Origin of the sequence: Streptomyces sp. NPDC055966 (assembly GCF_042269865.1) — a bacterium.
Classification (GTDB): domain Bacteria; phylum Actinomycetota; class Actinomycetes; order Streptomycetales; family Streptomycetaceae; genus Streptomyces.
In genome coordinates this window covers 88,306-105,385 of sequence record NZ_JBHJYK010000025.1, presented here as the reverse complement: position 1 = coordinate 105,385, position 17,080 = coordinate 88,306, and the positions used below count along the sequence as shown (strand labels likewise).

Here is a 17,080-nt window from a genome sequence, read left to right as displayed (position 1 = left end):
TCAGCAACAGCACACATCAATTACGCAGGGGGAATCGGTCGATGGCTGAGGGTGGTCAAGGCATGCGTGCTGTGTTGGAGTCGGTGATTCCGTCTGCGGACGTTGCCGTCCGCTATCGCGAGCAGGGGTGGTGGCGCGATGCGACGTTCTCCGACGATCTGCGCACGGCCGCCCTCGAACGTCCCGATGACCCCATCCTGCTGACCTGGCGGCACCAGGAGCAGCGACTGTCCAGCCTGTCGTTCGGCGAGTTCGATGCCCGCGCCGACGCCGTCGCCGCCGCCCTGCGGGAGCTCGGGGTGCGCCGCGGCGACGTCGTGGCACATCAGCTTCCGGCCATGTGGGAGACGGCCGTGCTGATGGTGGCCTGCCTGCGCGCCGGTGCGGTGCTGGCTCCGGTGCCGTTGCTGTTCGGCCCGTTCGAGGTGGAGCGGGTGCTCGCTGCCACCGGGGCGGTGGTGTGCGTGGTGCCCGATGAGTTCGACGGGGTCGCGTACGGCCGTCAACTGGCCGAACCGGCTGGCAGGTTGCCGCTGTTACGGCATCGCATCGTGATCGGTGACGCGGCGGACAGCGGGGCGGTGAGCCTGCGGGCCAGTTTCGGCGGCGAGCGTCCCGCGCCGGCGCCCGCCGAGCCGCTCGGGGCCGACGAGGTGTGCGTGCTGCTGCTGACCTCCGGCACCACGGGCGAAACGCAGTTCGTGGCGCGCAGTGCCAACACCCTGGGGGTCGCCCTGACGGACTGGGAGCCCCGGCCCAGGACCGGAGAGCTGTTCGGCACCACCTCGGGGATGGGGCACTCGACCGGGTTCCGTCAGGTCGTCCGAACGCTCGCCCAGGGGGTTCCGACGCTCTTCAGTGACTGCAGGCATCCGGAGTGCTGGCTGCGGCTCATCGAGGAGGTCGGCGTCACCCGGCTGTTGTGGGCGGCCCCGCGGATGCTGCGCTCGCTCATCGAGGAGCAGCGGCGCCGTCCCCGCGACCTGGCCAGCCTGAAAACCGTGCACAGCACCGCCGGACCGCTGTACCCGGAGGTGCTGGCCGAGGTGCGGGCGACGCTGTGCCCGGTGGTGCTGAACAGCTGGGGGATGACCGAGACGGGCAACCTGCTGAGCACGGACCCGGCCGACCCCGGCCACTGGGCGGCACAGAGCCTGGGCCGCCCCCACGGATCGGCGCAGCTCCGGCTGGACCCCGTCGGCGGCGGAGCCTTCCGCATGCACCTGCGCGGTCCCGCGGTGGGCTTGGCGACCATCGGCCGCGACAGCGGCACGGTCACCTGGTCGCTGGAGTCCGACGAGGGATGGCTGGACACCGGCGACGTGGTGGCTCCCGACGGAGCCGACGGTCTGCGGTTCGTCGGGCGTACGGCCGAACGCATCGGCGACGCATGGCAGATCCCGGTGGCCGACGTCGAGCGGGCGCTTCTCGCCCACTCCGTCATCGAGGACGCGGTGCTGGTGCCGTGGGCGGACGGCGAGGGCAGGGAGGTCCCCTGTGCGGCCGTCATCTCCGCCGCACCACTGGAGTTGAGCGAACTGCGCGAGCATGTGGCCCGGTTCGGCTTTCACGAGTCCTGCCTGCCCGTCCGGATCGAGCGTGTCACCGAGTTCCCCCGCACCGACATGGGCAAGGTGCGCCGGAAGGTCCTGCTAGACCAGCTGAGGGATCGTGACCGGCACATCACCGAGTCGGCATCCGCCGAGTCCTGAACCCCTGCGAGGTCTGCGTGCGCACTGTGTTGGATTCGGTGGTTCCGTCCGCTGAGGTCGCCGACCGCTATCGCGAGCGGGGGTGGTGGCGCGATGCGACGTTCTCCGACGATCTGCGCACTGCGGCGCTCGAACGGCCCGATGCCCCGGCTCTGCTGACGTGGCGGCATCTGGAGGACACACTCGTCACGCTGTCGTTCGGAGAGTTCGATGCGCGCGCCGACGCTGTCGCGGCGGCCTTGCGGGAGCTCGGGGTGCGTCGCGGCGAGGTCGTCGCGTACCAGCTTCCGGCCTGGTGGGAGGCTGCCGTCCTCGCGGTGGCGTGCCTGCGGGCCGGCGTGGTGGTGGCCCCGATGCCGTTGCTGTACGGACCGCAGGAAGTGGAGCGGATGCTCGCCGCCACCGGGGCGGTGGCATGCGTGGTGCCGGACAGCTGGGACGGCGTCGAGTACGGCCGCCGACTGGCCGAACAGGCCGGCAGGCTGCCGGCACTGCGGCATCGCATCGTCATCGGTGACGCGACGGCCACCGCGGCGGAGAGCCTGCAGGGCGCCTTCAGCGGCGATCGACCCGCAACGGCTCCCGGCGAGCCGCTCGGCGCCGACGAGGTGTGCGCACTCCTGCTCACCTCCGGCACCACGGGCGAACCCCACCTGGTCGCCCACAGCGCCAATACGCTGCACGGCGGATCGCTGCTGAGCGCGCCTTCCGAGGCCGAACGGCTCCACGCGACCAGTTCCGGCATGACGTTCATCGGAGGGTTCAGCCGGGCGCTTCGTGCGACGGCCCGGCGCGTCCCCACGCTCTACAGCGACAGCCGCGAGGCGGGGTGCTGGCTGCAGCTGATCGAGCGGACCGGTGTCACCCAGCTGTGGACCACGCCCGGCTCCCTGCGCGCCCTGACCGAGGAGCAGCAGCGCCGAGCCCGTGACCTCTCCAGCCTGCAGGCGGTCCGCTGCTCGAGCGGCCCGCTGTCCCCGACGCTCGTGGCGCAGGCGCGCGGGACAATCTGCCCGGTCGTGCTGAGCGTCTGGGCCACGACCGAGTGCGGCCACGTGATCTCCACGTCGGCGGACGATCCCCGGCATCGGGCAGGGCATCGGCTCGGCCGCTTGAGGGGCGCGGGAGAAGTCCGGTTGGAGCCGGACGGCCGGACACGGGACACGGATGCCTTCCAGTTGTACGTCCGCGGTCCAGGCGTGTGCCTGGCCACCATCGGCCGTGCCAGCCGACAGGTCATCTGGTCACCGGCTGACGACGAAGGATGGCTGGACACGGGCGACGTAGTGGCGCCCGACGAGCAGGGCGCGCTGTGGTTCATCGGACGGCGCGCCGGACGCGTCGGCCGGGCATGGCAGATTCCGGTGGCTGACGTCGAAGAGGCTCTGTGTTCCCACCCCGGAGTCGACGACGCGGTGCTGCTGCCCTGGCCGGACGCCGAGGGCGGCGAAGTCCCGTGCGCGGTCGTGGTCGGCTCGACGCCACCGGACCTCGGCGAACTCCGTGACCACGTGGCCGGGCTCGGCTTCCACGAGTCGTACCTGCCCGTCCGGGTCGAGCACGTGAGCGAGTTCCCCCGCACGGAGCTGGGCAAGGTGAGTCGGCGGCTCCTGATCGACCAGCTCAAGGACCGGGCGCGTGCTGCCGAGGAGCTGCCCCCGCCGAGTCACGGGCTTGAGAACGGCAGCCTGCCGCACTGATGCGCCACCGCTCCACGTCACTGATGCGGGCCGTCCGCGATGCCCTGACCGCCATGTGCGCCGTCCTGCTTGCCCTCGCCACCGCGGTGGCGCTCGCGCACCTCGTGGGCTCGCCGGTGGCGCCCTTGGCCGTGTCGGGGGCCGCGGCCGCCTTCATGCTGAGCGGGCAGCGCGGTGGCGATCCGTGGCGTGGGGGCCTCGCATCGGCTGCCGCGTTCGCGGTGCTGATGGCGGCCGGCACCTGGATCACCTGGCGGATGCCGCGTCAGCCCGTCGTGGGCGCCGGCTTGTTCGTCGCGCTGATGACCGTGTCCGTCTGGGCGCGGCGGTTCGGGGCCAGGGCGGTGCGGCTGGGCGCGATGGTGCCGCGCGCGTTGCTCGTGGCGCTGATGACTCCGCACAGTGGTGGGGCCCGCGGGTGGTGGCCGGCCGGTTGTTGGGTGGCCGTGATCGGCTTCACGGCCTTCTGGTGGGTGCACGCGGTGCGGTGGGCAGGCCGGCGGATGGCCGGCAGGTCCGGGCCGGCTCGGCGTCCGGTGGCACCGCTGCCCCAGCGGCGCTCTGTCGGCCTGTTGGTCAGCACGAGGGCCGCTGTGCAGACCGGTGTCGCTCTCACCGCTGCGTTCGCCGTCGGCCACCGGCTCTTCGCGCATCACTGGCAGTGGACGGTCGTGACGGCCCTGGTGGTGGGCCTGGGCCGGGGCGGCCGCGGCGATCTGGCGCTGCGCGGCGTCGAACGGGGCGCCGGAGCGATGGCCGGCGCGCTGCTGGCCGCCGGTCTGGCCGTCGTGGTCCACCCGCACGGGACCCTGGGCCTGGTGGTGATCTTCGCGGTCCTCGCCACGGCCGCGGGGTTCCGCGCCAGGAGTTACGCGCTCTTCACCGCCACCCTGACCACCCTGATGTCCCTGCTGCACGAGTACTTCGGCCACTCGGCCGCGCACCTGCTGCTGATCAGGTTCCAGGCCGTCGCCGTGGGCGCGGCGCTGGCCGTTGCCGTGGGCTGGTTCGTGGCACCCGTGCGGGCCGGCGAGGTGCTGCGGCTGCGCCTGACCGCCGCACTGCGCGCGCTGGCGGCGCTCCTCGACGCCCACCACAGCGGCACCCCGGTCGATGTGGCGCTGCTGCGCTTCGAACGCGCCGCCGACGCAGTGGAGTCCGTCGCCCGGCCGCACCGCATCTACCGGCGCCTGCTCGGCACACGGCGCGGACGACCCCATCGCGCTGACCTGGCGGACGCCCTGCACGACTGCCGCGCGCCGGTCCGCGCCCTCACCGCTCTCGGCGCTGTGCCCGGCCACCCAGCCGGGGCGGCCGGGACCGCCGCCACCGTGACGGCGCTGCGGCACTGGCTCGCCGACCCCGGCACGGCGCTCGGTCTGCGGCACGCCCCGGCCGCTGAGTGGCCGCTCGCCGACCTCGACGCCGCCCTGGCCCGCCTGGGCCGCGCACTGCCCGCGCTGGCCCCGCGCCAGGCCCAGCCCGCCGCCCGGTCAGCGGATCAGGCCGAGCCGGACGCGGAACTCAAGTCCTCAGGCAGCCGCGACCGCGGGTGACTCAGCGGAAGAAGCAGTAGGAGTCGTCGAGCACGCCCTGGGACTGGACGAACCGGGCCAGGCGCCCGGCAGCAGCGGCCGCCTGTCGGTGGTGGCGGCCATAATCGCGGTCGTCATGATCCCCGGGTCTGGACGTCCTCGTTGTCCGCGCTGAACGACTTCGCCACCTGGGAGCCGCTGTTGCGGCTCCTGCGGGATCCAGGCGATGGCCGGGGCCCACTCATCGGCCGACCCACAGCCCTCTGACCTCTCGACCTCAACTACGGGGATCGGCGACAAGGCGTCCGGGCATCGCCATCACAGTGATCCGTGTCGTCTTGTTGTTCGTCACCGTGCAGTGAGCATCGACGCCCCGTTCATCCGCCGTCGAGCACCAGGGCGCCGGCAAGCCCGGCCACTGAGAATCGGACTCATTCATCTAGGCGCGCAGTAGGCGGTACAGGAGTGGGCGGTAGTGCGCGAAGGAGGGCACCGCGGCCTTCGGGTCCTTGGCCGCCTCGTCCCAGCGCCTGAGGTCTGTGGCCTGTCGGGCGTGGGGCAGGGCGGCGAACTCGTCGGCTTCGGCGGCCGACATGGAGCCGCCTTGCACGTTGAGCGTGTAGAGCGAGGCCGGTGAGAGGCGTTGGAGGTAGTCGGGTTCGACGGCGCACAGGTAGCGTTTGGCTGCGACGTGCAGCCGAATGGGTTCAGTGACCTCCGGCGGGAACCAGGTGGCGAGCCAGTCAGCGCCGGTGTGGCTGTGCCGGTTGTCGGTGCCGGCCATGAGCTGGTGGCCGCTGATCCGACCGGTGAAGTGGCCGATGTCGTGCAGGAGCGCCGCTGCGACGAGAGCGTCGGGGGCGGCTGCGGCCTCGGCGTGCGCGGCTGTCTGCAGCATGTGCGCGGCTTGTGTGAGCGGCTCGCCGAGGTACTCGCTGTTGCCCTCGTCGTTGAAGAGCTGTTCGAGTTGGGCGACGATGTCGAGGCTGCGGCGCAGGACGGCCAGATCGCTGGCGGCGGCGTCGAGGTCGGCGTAGCAGCCTTGCAGGTGCCGGGCGCCGTCGGCGGTGAAACCGGAACGGGCGTGCAGGATCCGGGTGTTGTCGAAGATCACGCAGTCGCCGGGTTCGAGTCGGAAGCTCAGCTGTGCGGTGGGGCGGTAGAGCAGTTCGGCGAAGGCGCGGTAGGCCTCGTAGAACGCGGCTATGCAGTCCGGCTCCAGTGCGATCGGCCGCATCGAGCGGTTGTTGAAGCGGATCTGCCGGATCCGGCCGAGTGGATCGAGTCCGATGAGTGGTGCGCTGGTGCTCAGGTCCGCGCCGGAGTCGGCGTAGCGGAAGGTCACCGGGGTGCGGGTGAGCAACTCGAAGGCATCCGGCTGCTCACGGCGCAGCGTGGCCGCGGCGTGGAAGCCGTCCACGAGGCCGGAGTCACCGCCGGCTGCCGCGTTGGTGAGGCAGTGCAGCAGTTGGACGGTCGGGAGCGGATCGCGGTAGGGGTTGTCGGTGTGGGGCAGGATCGGACGAGAGCTGAACGCCAGGTTTGCCGGATTCTGCTCGACACGCACCTCGAAGAGCTCGCCGTAGTTCGTCTCGCGCACGTAGCCGAACGACCTCGCGACGTCCAGCACGGCACGATCTGCACGGGGTACGCCGCGGAGGATGACGAAGCCCTGGGTCAGCAGCGCGTGCAGACAACGCGCGCGTTCGGCGGGATCGTCCGCGAAGGAGGGCCAGTCACCGGTGGGTGTGACGCCCTGAAGGTCCGCGGCGGTCCACAGGGACTTGGCGTCCTCGGTCCGGTCGTCGTAGGGAGGCGCCGTGCCGGGCCGGTAGGTCTCCAGCCATGTGTGGGTGAAGCGCGAGCGGTGCCCGTCCGGGGCGAAGACGACCTGAACGCCGTCGGCATCCTCGTCCGCCTGCGCGATCAGGACGTCGCGGGCCAGGTCGGTGATGTCGAACAACTTCTGGCCACTGCCCGGGATCTGGCATGTGCCGCACGGGCAGTTGTCACGAAGCCAGAGGGCGGGAAATCGCGTCCCGTCCTGGCGGATCAGTTCCGTTTGCACGGTGGTGGTCACTTTCCTGTCACCGGGGGCCGGTCGCGGACGAGCGGAGAGGCCGCGACGGAGTTGCGGACGGTGAAGGCGACGGCGTCGCCGAGGTAGCGGTCCTGCGACCATTCCAGCGGCCGGCCCTGGTGATCGGTGGACCGTCGTCGCTCGCGCAGCAGCGCGATGCCGGCCGGGATCTCCAGCAGCCGGGCGTCCTCGGCGTCGGCGTTGACCGCGTCGATGGTGTGTTCGGCGTGTGCGAAGACGATGCCGTGCTCCTCCAGCCGCTCGCAGATCGACTCACGCTCCAGGTCGACGAAGGCGAACAGCGTGCCGACCCGCTCCGGATACGCCGTACGCTCGATCATCACCGGGACACCGGTCAGCAGTCTGACGCGCACCAGATGGACCACCGGGTCGCCGGGCTCCAGTCCGAGCGCGTGCGCCTGCGCCAGATCGGCGGGCCGGCGCTCCAGGACATCGACACGTCCGGACGGCACCTCCCCGATCGAACGGGCCCAGCGCGAGAACGACCTCAGTTCCCCGAAACTCTGCAACCGGGGCAGGGCGAGCACCGTACGGCGCGCGCCCTGCTGTGAGGCCATCAGACCGTCCTCGCGCAGCACCTCCAGAGCACGGCGCACCGTGTTGCGGGACACGCCGTACTCCTGAGCGAGGACATGCTCCGACGGCAGCCGGGACCCCGGCGGGAACACCCCGTCGGCGATCGCCCTGCGCAGCCGGACCACCACTTCCAGGTAGAGGGCATCGCCCTGGTCCGTCATCACACCTCCCCATCTTGTAGGTACAAGATGAATCTTGTACCTACAAGTTAGCGGGTGCGGGCGAGGCGGACAAGAGCCCGGCGCCTCCGGGGCGCCGACGCGCGCAGGAGTGTCTCGGGGCTCCCGCGTGATCGGCCGCGCGCGGCATCAGCTTGCGAATTTCTCGATGGCTGCCGGGGTGACGGGGGTGAAGAAGTTGACGAGGTTGCCGTCGGGGTCACGGAACAGCAGCGACCGGTTGCCCCAGGGCATCGTGGTGGGCCCGTTGACGAAGTCGGTGACGAAGCCGGTCAGGTTCTGGTGCACGCGGTCCACGTCGTCGACGAGGAACTCGGTGATCACGCTCCGGTTGTCCGCCGGGCGGGCAGAGCCCGGGGCGAACAGCGGGACGGTACGGGTGCCGGCGATCGCGAGGGTGGCGCCCGGGGTCTTGAGTTCGGCGAAGTCCTCGGTGGCCCACATCGCCTGCACTCCGGTGGCTCGCTCGTAGAACTCGACGAGCCGTGCGACGTCGCCGGTGATGATGCGGATCGAGACGAAGTCCATGGTGATCTCCTTGACAGATGGATGCGCTGCACGCCGCAGACTAGGAGAAATAGTGGACAGAATCGGTCCTGTATTCACGTAGGCTGTGAACATGACCCGACCCACCGGCCGCGTGCTGACACTCCTGGAGCTGCTGCAGTCGGGCGGCACCCGGACAGTGGCCGAACTCGCCGACCGGCTCGGCGTCGAGGGGCGCACCGTGCGGCGCTATGTGGACCAGCTGATCGACCTTGACGTGCCCGTCGAATCGGTGCGCGGCCGCTACGGCGGGTACCGGCTCGCCTCCGGATACCGCTTGCCCCCGCTCATGTTCAGCGACGACGAGGCGCTGGCCGTGCTGCTCGGCCTGGTCTCCGGCCGCCGAGCGAGGTTGACGACGACGGAGCTGACGGCAAGCGAGACGGCCTCGGCCAAGATCCGGCGGGTACTGCCCAAGCACATCGCCCACAGGCTCGACACGCTCCTGGAATCGCTCGCCTTCACGGATCAGCCCGGTGAGTTCGACACCCCGGACGCCGGGGTCTTGCTCACCGTCGCCGATGCGGTACGCCACCGCCGACCGGTCTCGATCCGCTACACCGACCGCGACGGACGGCGCAGCGAACGCACCCTGCACGCGTACGGGATCGTCGCCCATTCGGGCCGGTGGTACGTCACGGGCAAGGACCCCGAGATCGGCGAGGACCGGACCTTCCGGCTCGATCGCATCGCGGACGCGCGAGCCCTGCCCGGCTCATTCGAGGCGCCCGAGGGTCCCGCTCCGGCGCAGCGCCTGTTGTCAGGGTTCGCCACAGCGGAGTACCGGCACGAGGTGACCTTGCGGATCCACGGGACAGTTGAGCAGATCCGTGCCCGCCTTCCCGCCGGCATCGCGAGCCTGGAGGAGCACGAGCCCGAGGCGGACCAGGACCAGGAACGGGACCAGGAACGGGACCAGGAACGGGCGCCCGAGCGCTGGCTGCGCGTCGAGCTGCGTGCGGAGCGGCTCGACTGGTTGCCTCCGCTGCTCGCCTCACTGGACCGGCCGTTCGTCATCGAACGCCCCGATGAACTACGCGACCTGGTCATCGCGCTGGCCGATCGCCTCGCGTCCTGCGCCCGCCGAGCCTGACAGCGCGGAACCCATTCGTTGGCCGCGGGCCGGGGTACAGACAGCTGCAGGCTGGAACTCATGAACTCCCGTCGGGGATCGGGACGTTCACGGCCACATGGCGAGAGCCCGCCGACCCCGATGTGACGACAGCCCTAGGTCCTGTGTGATGTCGTGATCAATCTTGCCGGTTTGGGTCCTTCAGGAAGAGGGATCCGGTAGGAAGACGAGCGTGACACGCAGGCAACTCACTGACGAGCAGTGGAAGTTGATCTAGCCGTATCGGCCGATAGGCGAGTACGGGCCGTACCCCGAGCGGCTGAGGGATCAGTTCGAGGGGGTGATCTGGCGGTTCCGCACCAGCAGCCAGTGGCGGGAGATGCCCGGCGAGTTCGGCCCGTGGCCGACGGTCTACGGCCGCTTCCGGGTGTGGAGGGATGCCGGCGTCTTCACCGCACTGCTCGAAGGCCTGATCGCCGAGGCCGCCCGCCAGGGACAGACGGACTTGTCCCTGGTCAGCGTGGACTCCACCACGGCCCACGCCCACCACGACGCAGCCGGGATGCGCATCGACAGGGAAGTCATGGACGCCCTTGAAGAGGCCGCCGTCGAGCAGGAGCGGGCCCGGCAAAAGGGGGTGGCTCGCCAGAACAGGACGGACAGCACGGCCGTGACGACCCCGATCAGGAAGAGCGGCGGCACATCAGACGACGGCGCAAGCTTCGCCTGAGTCAGGCCCTGCTCGGCAGATCCCGTGGTGGACTGACGAGCAAGATTCATCTCGCCGCAGACCGCAAATGCCGCCCGCTGTCTCTCGTGCTGACCGCAGGACAGGCCGCCGACAGCCGGCAGTTCGTCCCCGTGCTGCAGAAGGTGCGCATCCGTGTTCCCGTTGGCCGGCCCCGAACCCGGCCCGACGCTGTCGCCGCCGACAAGGCCTACTCGTCCCGCGCTAACCGCTCTTACCTGCGGAAACGCAACATCAAGGCAGTCATCCCGGAGAAGAAGGACCAGGCCGCCAACCGGAAGAAGAAGGGCGACTGCCAGGACCAGCCGCCCCTCCGCCGTCCGGGGAAGCCGTAATCCTGCCAGTGCCCTGCGCAGCCGGGACAGATCCATACGCCCGTGGTTCAGTCCGCCGTACAACGCGCCGTGACCGCGCCGGTGCTCAGGTGCCAGGGACAGTTCGGCCAACGTCCTCACCGGGCCGTCCGCACACGGCAAGGCGTCACTCAGCTCGAACAAGGCGTCGGGCCGCTGGGTCATGCAGGCACAGAACTCGGCCCGAAAGCATGTCAGTTCGGCAAACGCATCCCGCCGGACACCCCGCTGCAGCAGACTCATTGCTACGGCCTTCGTACTCATCAAGTGCCTCTGTGACGGAGCACAGGATCAGACGAAGGCCGCTCTCGCGTCAGGCACTCAGACGAAAACGTCAGCAAGTTCGAGGCCATGTTCGACCAGAGACGATAAACGCCAAGCTCAGTCGATGCAGAACTCGTTGCCCTCGATGTCCAGCATCGGGATGCACGAGTCATTGCCGTCATACAGCGTTCGTACGTGTACCGCCCCGAGCGGGACCAGCCGTGCGCACTCGGCCTCAAGTGCGGCGAGGCGTTCTTCACCCACGAGTCCGGTGCCGACCCGCACGTCGAGGTGCAGCCGGTTCTTGGCGGCCTTCCCCTCGGGGACGCGCTGGAAGTACAGGCGCGGACCCACGCCCGAGGGGTCGATGCAGGCAAACCATGCGTCCTGCTGCTCAGGTGGCTGCGAGCGCTTGAAATCGTCCCACGTGGCAAACCCCTCGGGCGGCGGCGGTACGACGTACCCCAACACCTCGCACCAGAAACGGGCGAGGCGCTCAGGTTCCGCGCAGTCGAAGGTGACTTGGAACTTCTTGATCGACATCACCGGGCCACCGTATTGGCGCGTACTGCTCAGCGAAACCCCCGCGGTGCCATCGCCTCGCCGGGCGAGGTCGGCGGCGCAGGTGCTGCGACGGTCGCCGGCCTCGGGACTTGAGGGGTGACGCATGCGGCGAGCGAGCCCCAACTCCGTGTTCCAGTGGCCGAGTCCCACCAGCCGGTGTAACGTCGTGATCAGCAGTCGTGGTTCCGAAGTACCGTTCGCCCGTGATCGCAGTCACGGGCGTTTTTGCTGTTCAACGCCTCTCCGGACCAGGGCGATCACCTCGGGGTCCCGCACGGTGCGGGATCCGATACGAGTCCCTTCGAAGGAGACAAGCACATGGCTACTGGCACCGTGAAGTGGTTCAACGCGGAAAAGGGCTTCGGCTTCATCGAGCAGGACGGCGGCGGCCCGGACGTCTTCGCTCACTACTCGAATATCGATGCCAAGGGCTTCCGGGAGCTCCAGGAAGGCCAGAAGGTGACCTTCGACATCACGCAGGGCCAGAAGGGCCCTCAGGCGGAGAACATCCGCCCCGCCTGACGACCCACGTGGATGCCCCGGCGCATCCACCAGCCGGGTATGTGCCGGCCTTCGCACCGTCCGGCCGCAGCTGCCGGCCGCGTTGAGGAGCGCCCGCTGCTCCCAGGAGTCCGGGGGCGTCGTCCCGGACGCGCGGTGCCTGGCCGCCACGACGCTCGCCCTCTCGTCATGGGCCTGCGAACTGGGCCGCCCGGCCACGGGCAGCAGCCCCGCGGACGACCTGACCGGCGCCCTCTTGCTGCTCGCGCAGGGGGCCGCCGGCCGGTCGGTCCCGGCGGCTTTCAGGCGAGCCGACGGCACAGGAGGGCAGCGGGCCCCGGGCGGCTGCCCACCCTGGTGGTGAAGGCGATGCCGGCGGCGTACTCGTCGTCGGCGCACTGGCCCTTGTAGTCGCCGTACGCGAAGTCGCCGCCGGAGGCGTCGGCAGGGCGGTTGTCGGACCGGTCGAACCACACCGTGCGGCCGGCTCCCGCCAGCGCTGTGCGCGCGGGCGCGCACAGCGCCGCCGACACGCGTTCGCCGCGCACGCTGTAGCCGATGAGGTAACTGCCCGCGGGACACTGCAACTTGGTGTATCCGGACGCCCAGTCGCCGCCCGCCGGGACATAGCGCTCGTCGGTGACGACCGTCTGGCCGTCGAAGGCCGCACGCAGGTCGGCCGGGCCGCTGCCCGTGGTGTCGGAACACAGCCCGCGCCCGCTGGTATGGCCGAGGCCGATCAGCCGCAGCCCGTCCGGGCAGGCGGCCTTGTACGCCCCGGAGTCCCAGTCACCGGTGGCCCGCACCCGCAGGGACTCCACCGCGTCGCCGTGGTCGACGGCGAGCATCCGCCACGTGGGAACGGCCGCCACCTGGCCGGTGTCGCTCGGCGCCGACATCAGGTGCTGCCACGCGGTCGCGCGCCAGTCGCCGGAGTCGAGGATGCCGGAGCGGTGACCGGACTCGTCGTAGCTGAGCAGCGCCCAGTCGTCGTGGCCCGCGAAGCCGACCAGCGGCCAGAAGGCGAAGTCGGTGTCGTGGTCGGCGAAGTAGTCGGTGATGTTCGTGAACCAGGTGCGGGCGGCCGGGTTCGTCTCGTTGGCGCCGATGCCGAACTCGCTGACCCAGACCGGTGCGGTGTAGTGCCGGCCCGACTCCTCGACGAAGAACGCCTCGTCCTTCAGCGCCGCGTACAGCTCGTCACGGGTCAGGTCCTGGTAGCGAGGGTCGTGTGTCTCGCCGATGCCGGTCGCGCCGCTGTGGTGCGGGCCGGTGTATCCGTAGAAGTGCGCCGAGTAGACCAGCTTGTGGGCGTCGACGAGGGTGTGGGACAGGGTGCCGGCGGGCGTGAGCACCGGCCGGCCGTGCGGGAGGCCGTCCGCCGGGATGCCGGTCCAGTTGATGCCCTCGATGACGATGAGGAGCCGGGGGTTGGCCTCGGTGAGGATACGGTCGGCGGCGAGCTGGGCGGCGGCGTACCAGTCGTGGTCGTCGCCCATGCCCCAGTTCGGATCGTTGAGTACGTCGCGGCGGACCTCGTTGTAGAGGTCGGCTCCCACGACGCGCGGGACACCGGCGTAGCGGCGGGCCATGAACACCCAGTCGTCGGCCCACGTCTGCGTCGACTGCGAGCTGTTCCAGCGCTCGTTGCCGTCGACGCCGCAGCACCAGCGGGAGGTGTTGGTGTGGTTGTTGAGGATCACGGCGAACCCGCTCCCGCTGAGCGCGCCGACCACCGCGTCGTACACCTCCAGCGGTGTCTTTCCGCGCAGCTGCGGATTGGCGGTGACCGCGTTGTCGGGGACGGGGGTCGTGCTGTGGATCATCTCGTTGGAGAACGGCAGCCGGATGGTGTTGATGCCCAACTGGTGGAAGTCGGCGAGGAGTTGGCCCAGCGGGACGCGGTCCAGGCCGAGCGGGATGCCGTGGGAGTCCTGGCCGGCGTGGTGGTTGGCGGGGTCGGTGACGCCGCCGCTGCCCAGCCAGGAGCCCTGTGCGCCGTCCCAGTTGGCGCCCTTGAGGCGCAACCTCCTGCCCTGGCTGTCGACGACGTAACGGCCTTGCGTCGACAGGGGAGCGGACCAGGAGGGTGTGTCGGCGGCTCTGACCGGCGTACTCGGTGTACCCGGCGTACTCGCGTGGACTGCTGCCGTGGGAGAGGCGGCGGATGCCGCCGTGGTCGGGGCGGCGACGAGCAGGAGGCCTGCGGCTGCGACGGCGAGCCGTAGGGCGACAGGTGCGAACGACATCTGGGAGGCCCTTGCGTGAAGAGGGGTGAAGGAGAACTGCTCGACCGAAGTGACGACATCGGCCCGGTGGGCGAGTGTCCACCACAGGACGCGCACAGGGAAGGGGCCCGCCCCGGAGCCCGGGGACCTCTTCGACGCGTGCACCTACGCGGCCGCGGTGATCCCGGAACACGGCGTCGTGGTCGGCCGGACCCGCTGCGTCACGGCGCTGCTCGGCCACCCGGCACCGGGGGTGGGCGGCCACCCGCATGGTCATGGCTGCGGGCGGGAGGAGGACCGGCGCTGTGCGGAACTCCTCCTCGTCCCGCCCGCTTCGCGGCCGAACAGCGCCGCGGAATCATTCTTCCGCGGCCGGGAGCCGTTCGTGCACGAAGAGGATCGTGCAGCCGGTCCCGCTGAAGGTCTGGTGCTCGACGGGGTGCGGGTAGTCGAAGAAGTCGCCCTTGGCCCGGTGCGCGGTGTGCCGGGCCCCGTCGGGGAAGACCAGTTCGTCGTCGGCCTCACCGTCGAGGAACAGGAAGCGGTGCGCCGTGCGGTGCGGGTGCCGGGGCGAGAAGGAGCCCGGCTCGAAACAGGACAGCCCGACAACCCGTTCGCCGAAGTGCCCGTCGAAAGCGACGTCGAGGAGCAGCCGGAACCACTGGCCCGGTCCCGACTGCTGCCCCCTACGGACCCAACACGTCGTCGGCCGGAGTTCCCAGCCGCTTCCCGGTCAGTACGAGGGCCAGGGCGCTCCAGGCCGCGGGCCAGCCACCGCATCGACTTCAAGTACGCGATGGCCATGGACCTGGACGATCCCGGTTTCCAACACAGCGTGCCGGCCGACTTCCGTGGCCGTCTCGCCGAAGACGACCGTGCTGACCGGCTCCTCGATCTCGCGCTTGCCCGTCTCAAGAAGGCCGGCCTGGTGCGCGAGCGCACCACGCAGCGCACCGACTCCACCCACGTCCTGGCCGCGGTGCGTGACCTGACCCGACTGGAGCTGATCACCGAGGCCGTCCGCGCCGCGCTCGCAGAAGTCGCCGGCACGTCCCCTCACCTGCTCGACGAGCTGGCCGATGAGGACTGGGGGCTCGGCTACGGCCGACCGGTCCGCCTGGGCTAGAACCCCACCAAGCCCAAGACCAGGATGCTCGCCACCGGAAACGACGCCGTCCGGCTCCTGGAACACCTCGGCTGGGCCCGGAGCCGACCGCATCTCCGGTCCTCGTGTCCATGTCCTGCGCCACATCATGGTGCAGAACTACCTCTAAGGCACCGTTGGTTTCGTAGGCGAGAGCGAGCACCGTTTGTCCACGGACTTGGGCAGCACTCAGCGATCAGACGGCTTGAGAACGTCGATGAGAACTGACAACGCCCGGGACCGGGCCGTCATCCGCGTGGGCGACACTTGTCGATGCGGATTCGGCTGAACGTCGAGGCTGATCAGTCAAGGACCGCGAGGTGGTCAGCGGCGCCCCCGCGCCACTCGATCATGAAGAGGGTGGCGTCGTCGCTGGTGAGCCCTCCACGCTCCCTCTTCAGCGTGTGGGAGAGCTGGCGCAGATCCCCCCGCACCCCCTGTGACGGCTCCTGCCCAAGGCGGTTGATGCAGCGGATGAGTCGCTCCTCACCGAACGGCTCCCCGCCGTCGACGTGCTCCTCGATGATGCCGTCGGTGTAGCACAGCACCCGGTCGCCCTGCTGGAGCATGTGTTGTCTGATCGGGGGTGCCGCACCGCCGAAGCCGACGGGCAGCGTCGTCGCGCTTTCCATCTGCCGCACGACCTGGCGATCGCGGATCAGCAGCGGGGCGGGGTGGCCCGCATTGACCAGTTCCAGCTCACCGGTGGCGACGTTGACATGCATCAGCTGCGCCGTGACGAAGTGGTCGGGCCCGAACTGCCGTGAGATGGCTTCGTCCATGAACACGTACTTCTCAGCCAGGCTGACGAACACGCGCCGGGCATGCCGATAGGCGCCGATGGCGATGGTCGCCATCGCGGCGGCGTCCAGGCCGTGGCCCATCGCGTCGATGACGGCCACGTGCAGGATGTTGTCGTTGAGGGCGTAGTCGAAGCTGTCGCCGGCGACGCGGTAGGCGGGCTCCAGGATGCCGGCCACCGAGACCTGCGGAATGGACATCGTCAGCGGTGGCAGCAGGCTCCATTGGATCTCCGCGGACACGCTCATCGGCTCCCGGCGCCGGGCCAGGAAGAACTGGTCGGTGTAGGCGTTCTTGGTGACCAGCATGTCGGCGACCAGGCCGGCGAGCCTGCCCAGCAGGCGCCGGTCATCATCGCCGACGGCGTCCAGGGTGAGGGCCATCACTCCCACCTGGTCGCTGCCGTCCAGCAGCGGCAAGTACATCCGCACGCCGTTGGCCCGCTTCACCTCGACGATCTCCGCGCGCAGAAAGGCCCGGCCAGCGGGGGAATCATCCACCGGCTCGGGCTGGCTGACGTGCAGCTTCCTACCCGGCAACGGCACCATCAGCTCCTGCGCGTAGTCCTGCAGCAGGATGGAGACGTCACGCCCGCCGATCCTGGCCACCTCTTCCGCGATCAGCGGGGCAATCAGCTGCGCCGGCAGCAGCCGCGCCCGATCCAGCAGCAGCCCCAGCAGCCGCTCGCCGAAACCCTCCGACCGGTCCACGCTCTCCTCAGCCATGGCCCGTCTCGCCACCTCCTTCCGCCACCCACGCCACTCACCGCCTTCGCACAAGATGACCTGGAAAGCCGCCTGAGCGGCCCATTACGCCATGTGCGGCATGTCAGCACACGCTGTCCACGCGAAGTGATCAGGCCACCCGGGGCAGCGAAGACGCCGTCACCCTCTCGCGCAAGGCTTGGTGGATGCCTCGACCTTCGCCGTGGCCACGCCACTGTTCGCGTCTGGGGTGCGCGGCCTGCCCAAGGCGCAGGCCCAACGACGGGCCGGGCCGGCGTTGTGACGTGTCTACCGTCGTGAACTCGCGGAAGCGTATCTCTTCGTGGCGGCC

General features: G+C 70.1%; 12 protein-coding genes and 2 pseudogenes. 7 read left to right on the top strand and 7 right to left on the bottom strand.

The features are described 5' to 3' along the window. The first annotated feature begins 62 nt into the window (after nt 1-62). The 3 genes from ACFC8N_RS39490 to ACFC8N_RS39480 are packed head-to-tail and all read left to right on the top strand — an operon-like array spanning nt 63 to nt 4,968. A complete protein-coding gene (locus tag ACFC8N_RS39490; RefSeq protein WP_376293972.1) occupies nt 63-1,712 on the top strand; it encodes an AMP-binding protein in 1,650 nt (549 codons plus the stop codon). A 38-nt stretch (nt 1,713-1,750) separates the two neighbouring features. Further along, complete coding sequence (locus ACFC8N_RS39485) at nt 1,751-3,412, top strand: AMP-binding protein (RefSeq protein ID WP_376293968.1); 1,662 nt, start codon at nt 1,751-1,753, stop codon at nt 3,410-3,412. After that, nucleotides 3,412-4,968 (top strand): FUSC family protein, encoded by a 1,557-nt coding sequence (locus tag ACFC8N_RS39480; RefSeq protein ID WP_376293966.1) that lies wholly within the window; start codon nt 3,412-3,414, stop codon nt 4,966-4,968. Before ACFC8N_RS39485 ends, ACFC8N_RS39480 begins: the two co-directional genes overlap by 1 nt. A gap of 418 nt (nt 4,969-5,386) precedes the next feature. On the opposite strand, the gene ACFC8N_RS39475 is transcribed toward ACFC8N_RS39480, so the two are convergent. The 3 genes from ACFC8N_RS39475 to ACFC8N_RS39465 all read right to left on the bottom strand — a co-directional run bounded on the left by ACFC8N_RS39475 (nt 5,387) and on the right by ACFC8N_RS39465 (nt 8,331). After that, nucleotides 5,387-7,015 (bottom strand): phosphonate degradation HD-domain oxygenase, encoded by a 1,629-nt coding sequence (locus tag ACFC8N_RS39475; protein ID WP_376294031.1) that lies wholly within the window; start codon nt 7,013-7,015, stop codon nt 5,387-5,389. A gap of 8 nt (nt 7,016-7,023) precedes the next feature. Then, a complete protein-coding gene (locus ACFC8N_RS39470) occupies nt 7,024-7,785 on the bottom strand; it encodes a GntR family transcriptional regulator (protein WP_356028680.1) in 762 nt (253 codons plus the stop codon). A 147-nt stretch (nt 7,786-7,932) separates the two neighbouring features. After that, nucleotides 7,933-8,331 carry a VOC family protein gene (locus tag ACFC8N_RS39465; protein WP_356028682.1) on the bottom strand — a complete coding sequence of 133 codons (399 nt, stop codon included), beginning with the start codon at nt 8,329-8,331 and terminating at the stop codon, nt 7,933-7,935. 91 nt (nt 8,332-8,422) lie between these two features. Here ACFC8N_RS39465 and ACFC8N_RS39460 point away from each other — a divergent pair, with 91 nt between their 5' ends. Both ACFC8N_RS39460 and ACFC8N_RS39455 read left to right on the top strand, forming a co-directional pair. Next, nucleotides 8,423-9,442 carry a helix-turn-helix transcriptional regulator gene (locus ACFC8N_RS39460; protein WP_376293963.1) on the top strand — a complete coding sequence of 340 codons (1,020 nt, stop codon included), beginning with the start codon at nt 8,423-8,425 and terminating at the stop codon, nt 9,440-9,442. Between the two features lie 268 nt (nt 9,443-9,710). Next, a pseudogene (locus tag ACFC8N_RS39455) lies at nt 9,711-10,459 on the top strand (transposase); the annotation flags it as partial. Here the strand turns inward: ACFC8N_RS39455 and ACFC8N_RS39450 are convergent. Both ACFC8N_RS39450 and ACFC8N_RS39445 read right to left on the bottom strand, forming a co-directional pair. Then, nucleotides 10,460-10,765 (bottom strand): annotated as a pseudogene (locus ACFC8N_RS39450) (transposase); the annotation flags it as partial. It lies immediately after the preceding pseudogene. A 138-nt stretch (nt 10,766-10,903) separates the two neighbouring features. Continuing rightward, entirely contained in the window at nt 10,904-11,332 is a 429-nt protein-coding gene (locus ACFC8N_RS39445) for a VOC family protein (RefSeq protein ID WP_362821033.1), read from the bottom strand. Between the two features lie 336 nt (nt 11,333-11,668). On the opposite strand from ACFC8N_RS39445, the gene ACFC8N_RS39440 reads away from it, so the two are divergent. Next, on the top strand, nt 11,669-11,872 hold the full coding sequence (locus ACFC8N_RS39440) for a cold-shock protein (protein ID WP_356028690.1): 204 nt from the start codon (nt 11,669-11,671) through the stop codon (nt 11,870-11,872). A gap of 281 nt (nt 11,873-12,153) precedes the next feature. Here the strand turns inward: ACFC8N_RS39440 and ACFC8N_RS39435 are convergent, their stop codons facing one another. Next, nucleotides 12,154-14,100 (bottom strand): glycoside hydrolase family 5 protein, encoded by a 1,947-nt coding sequence (locus ACFC8N_RS39435; RefSeq protein WP_376293961.1) that lies wholly within the window; start codon nt 14,098-14,100, stop codon nt 12,154-12,156. A 232-nt stretch (nt 14,101-14,332) separates the two neighbouring features. Here ACFC8N_RS39435 and ACFC8N_RS39430 point away from each other — a divergent pair, with 232 nt between their 5' ends. After that, nucleotides 14,333-15,205, top strand: a complete 873-nt coding sequence (locus tag ACFC8N_RS39430) for a hypothetical protein (protein WP_376293959.1) — start codon at nt 14,333-14,335, stop codon at nt 15,203-15,205. Between the two features lie 320 nt (nt 15,206-15,525). On the opposite strand, the gene ACFC8N_RS39425 is transcribed toward ACFC8N_RS39430, so the two are convergent. Then, nucleotides 15,526-16,749 carry a PP2C family protein-serine/threonine phosphatase gene (locus ACFC8N_RS39425; RefSeq protein WP_376293957.1) on the bottom strand — a complete coding sequence of 408 codons (1,224 nt, stop codon included), beginning with the start codon at nt 16,747-16,749 and terminating at the stop codon, nt 15,526-15,528. Between the last annotated feature and the right edge of the window lie 331 nt (nt 16,750-17,080).

What these genes read in the sequence shown, in the direction of transcription:
- ACFC8N_RS39435 (WP_376293961.1), bottom strand. Translation starts at nt 14,100, where the DNA reads ATGTCGTTCGCACCTGTCGCCCTACGGCTCGCCGTCGCAGCCGCAGGC.
- ACFC8N_RS39440 (WP_356028690.1), top strand. Translation starts at nt 11,669, where the DNA reads ATGGCTACTGGCACCGTGAAGTGGTTCAACGCGGAAAAGGGCTTCGGC.
- ACFC8N_RS39470 (WP_356028680.1), bottom strand. Translation starts at nt 7,785, where the DNA reads ATGACGGACCAGGGCGATGCCCTCTACCTGGAAGTGGTGGTCCGGCTG.
- ACFC8N_RS39490 (WP_376293972.1), top strand. Translation starts at nt 63, where the DNA reads ATGCGTGCTGTGTTGGAGTCGGTGATTCCGTCTGCGGACGTTGCCGTC.
- ACFC8N_RS39460 (WP_376293963.1), top strand. Translation starts at nt 8,423, where the DNA reads ATGACCCGACCCACCGGCCGCGTGCTGACACTCCTGGAGCTGCTGCAG.
- ACFC8N_RS39480 (WP_376293966.1), top strand. Translation starts at nt 3,412, where the DNA reads ATGCGCCACCGCTCCACGTCACTGATGCGGGCCGTCCGCGATGCCCTG.
- ACFC8N_RS39465 (WP_356028682.1), bottom strand. Translation starts at nt 8,331, where the DNA reads ATGGACTTCGTCTCGATCCGCATCATCACCGGCGACGTCGCACGGCTC.
- ACFC8N_RS39425 (WP_376293957.1), bottom strand. Translation starts at nt 16,749, where the DNA reads ATGGCTGAGGAGAGCGTGGACCGGTCGGAGGGTTTCGGCGAGCGGCTG.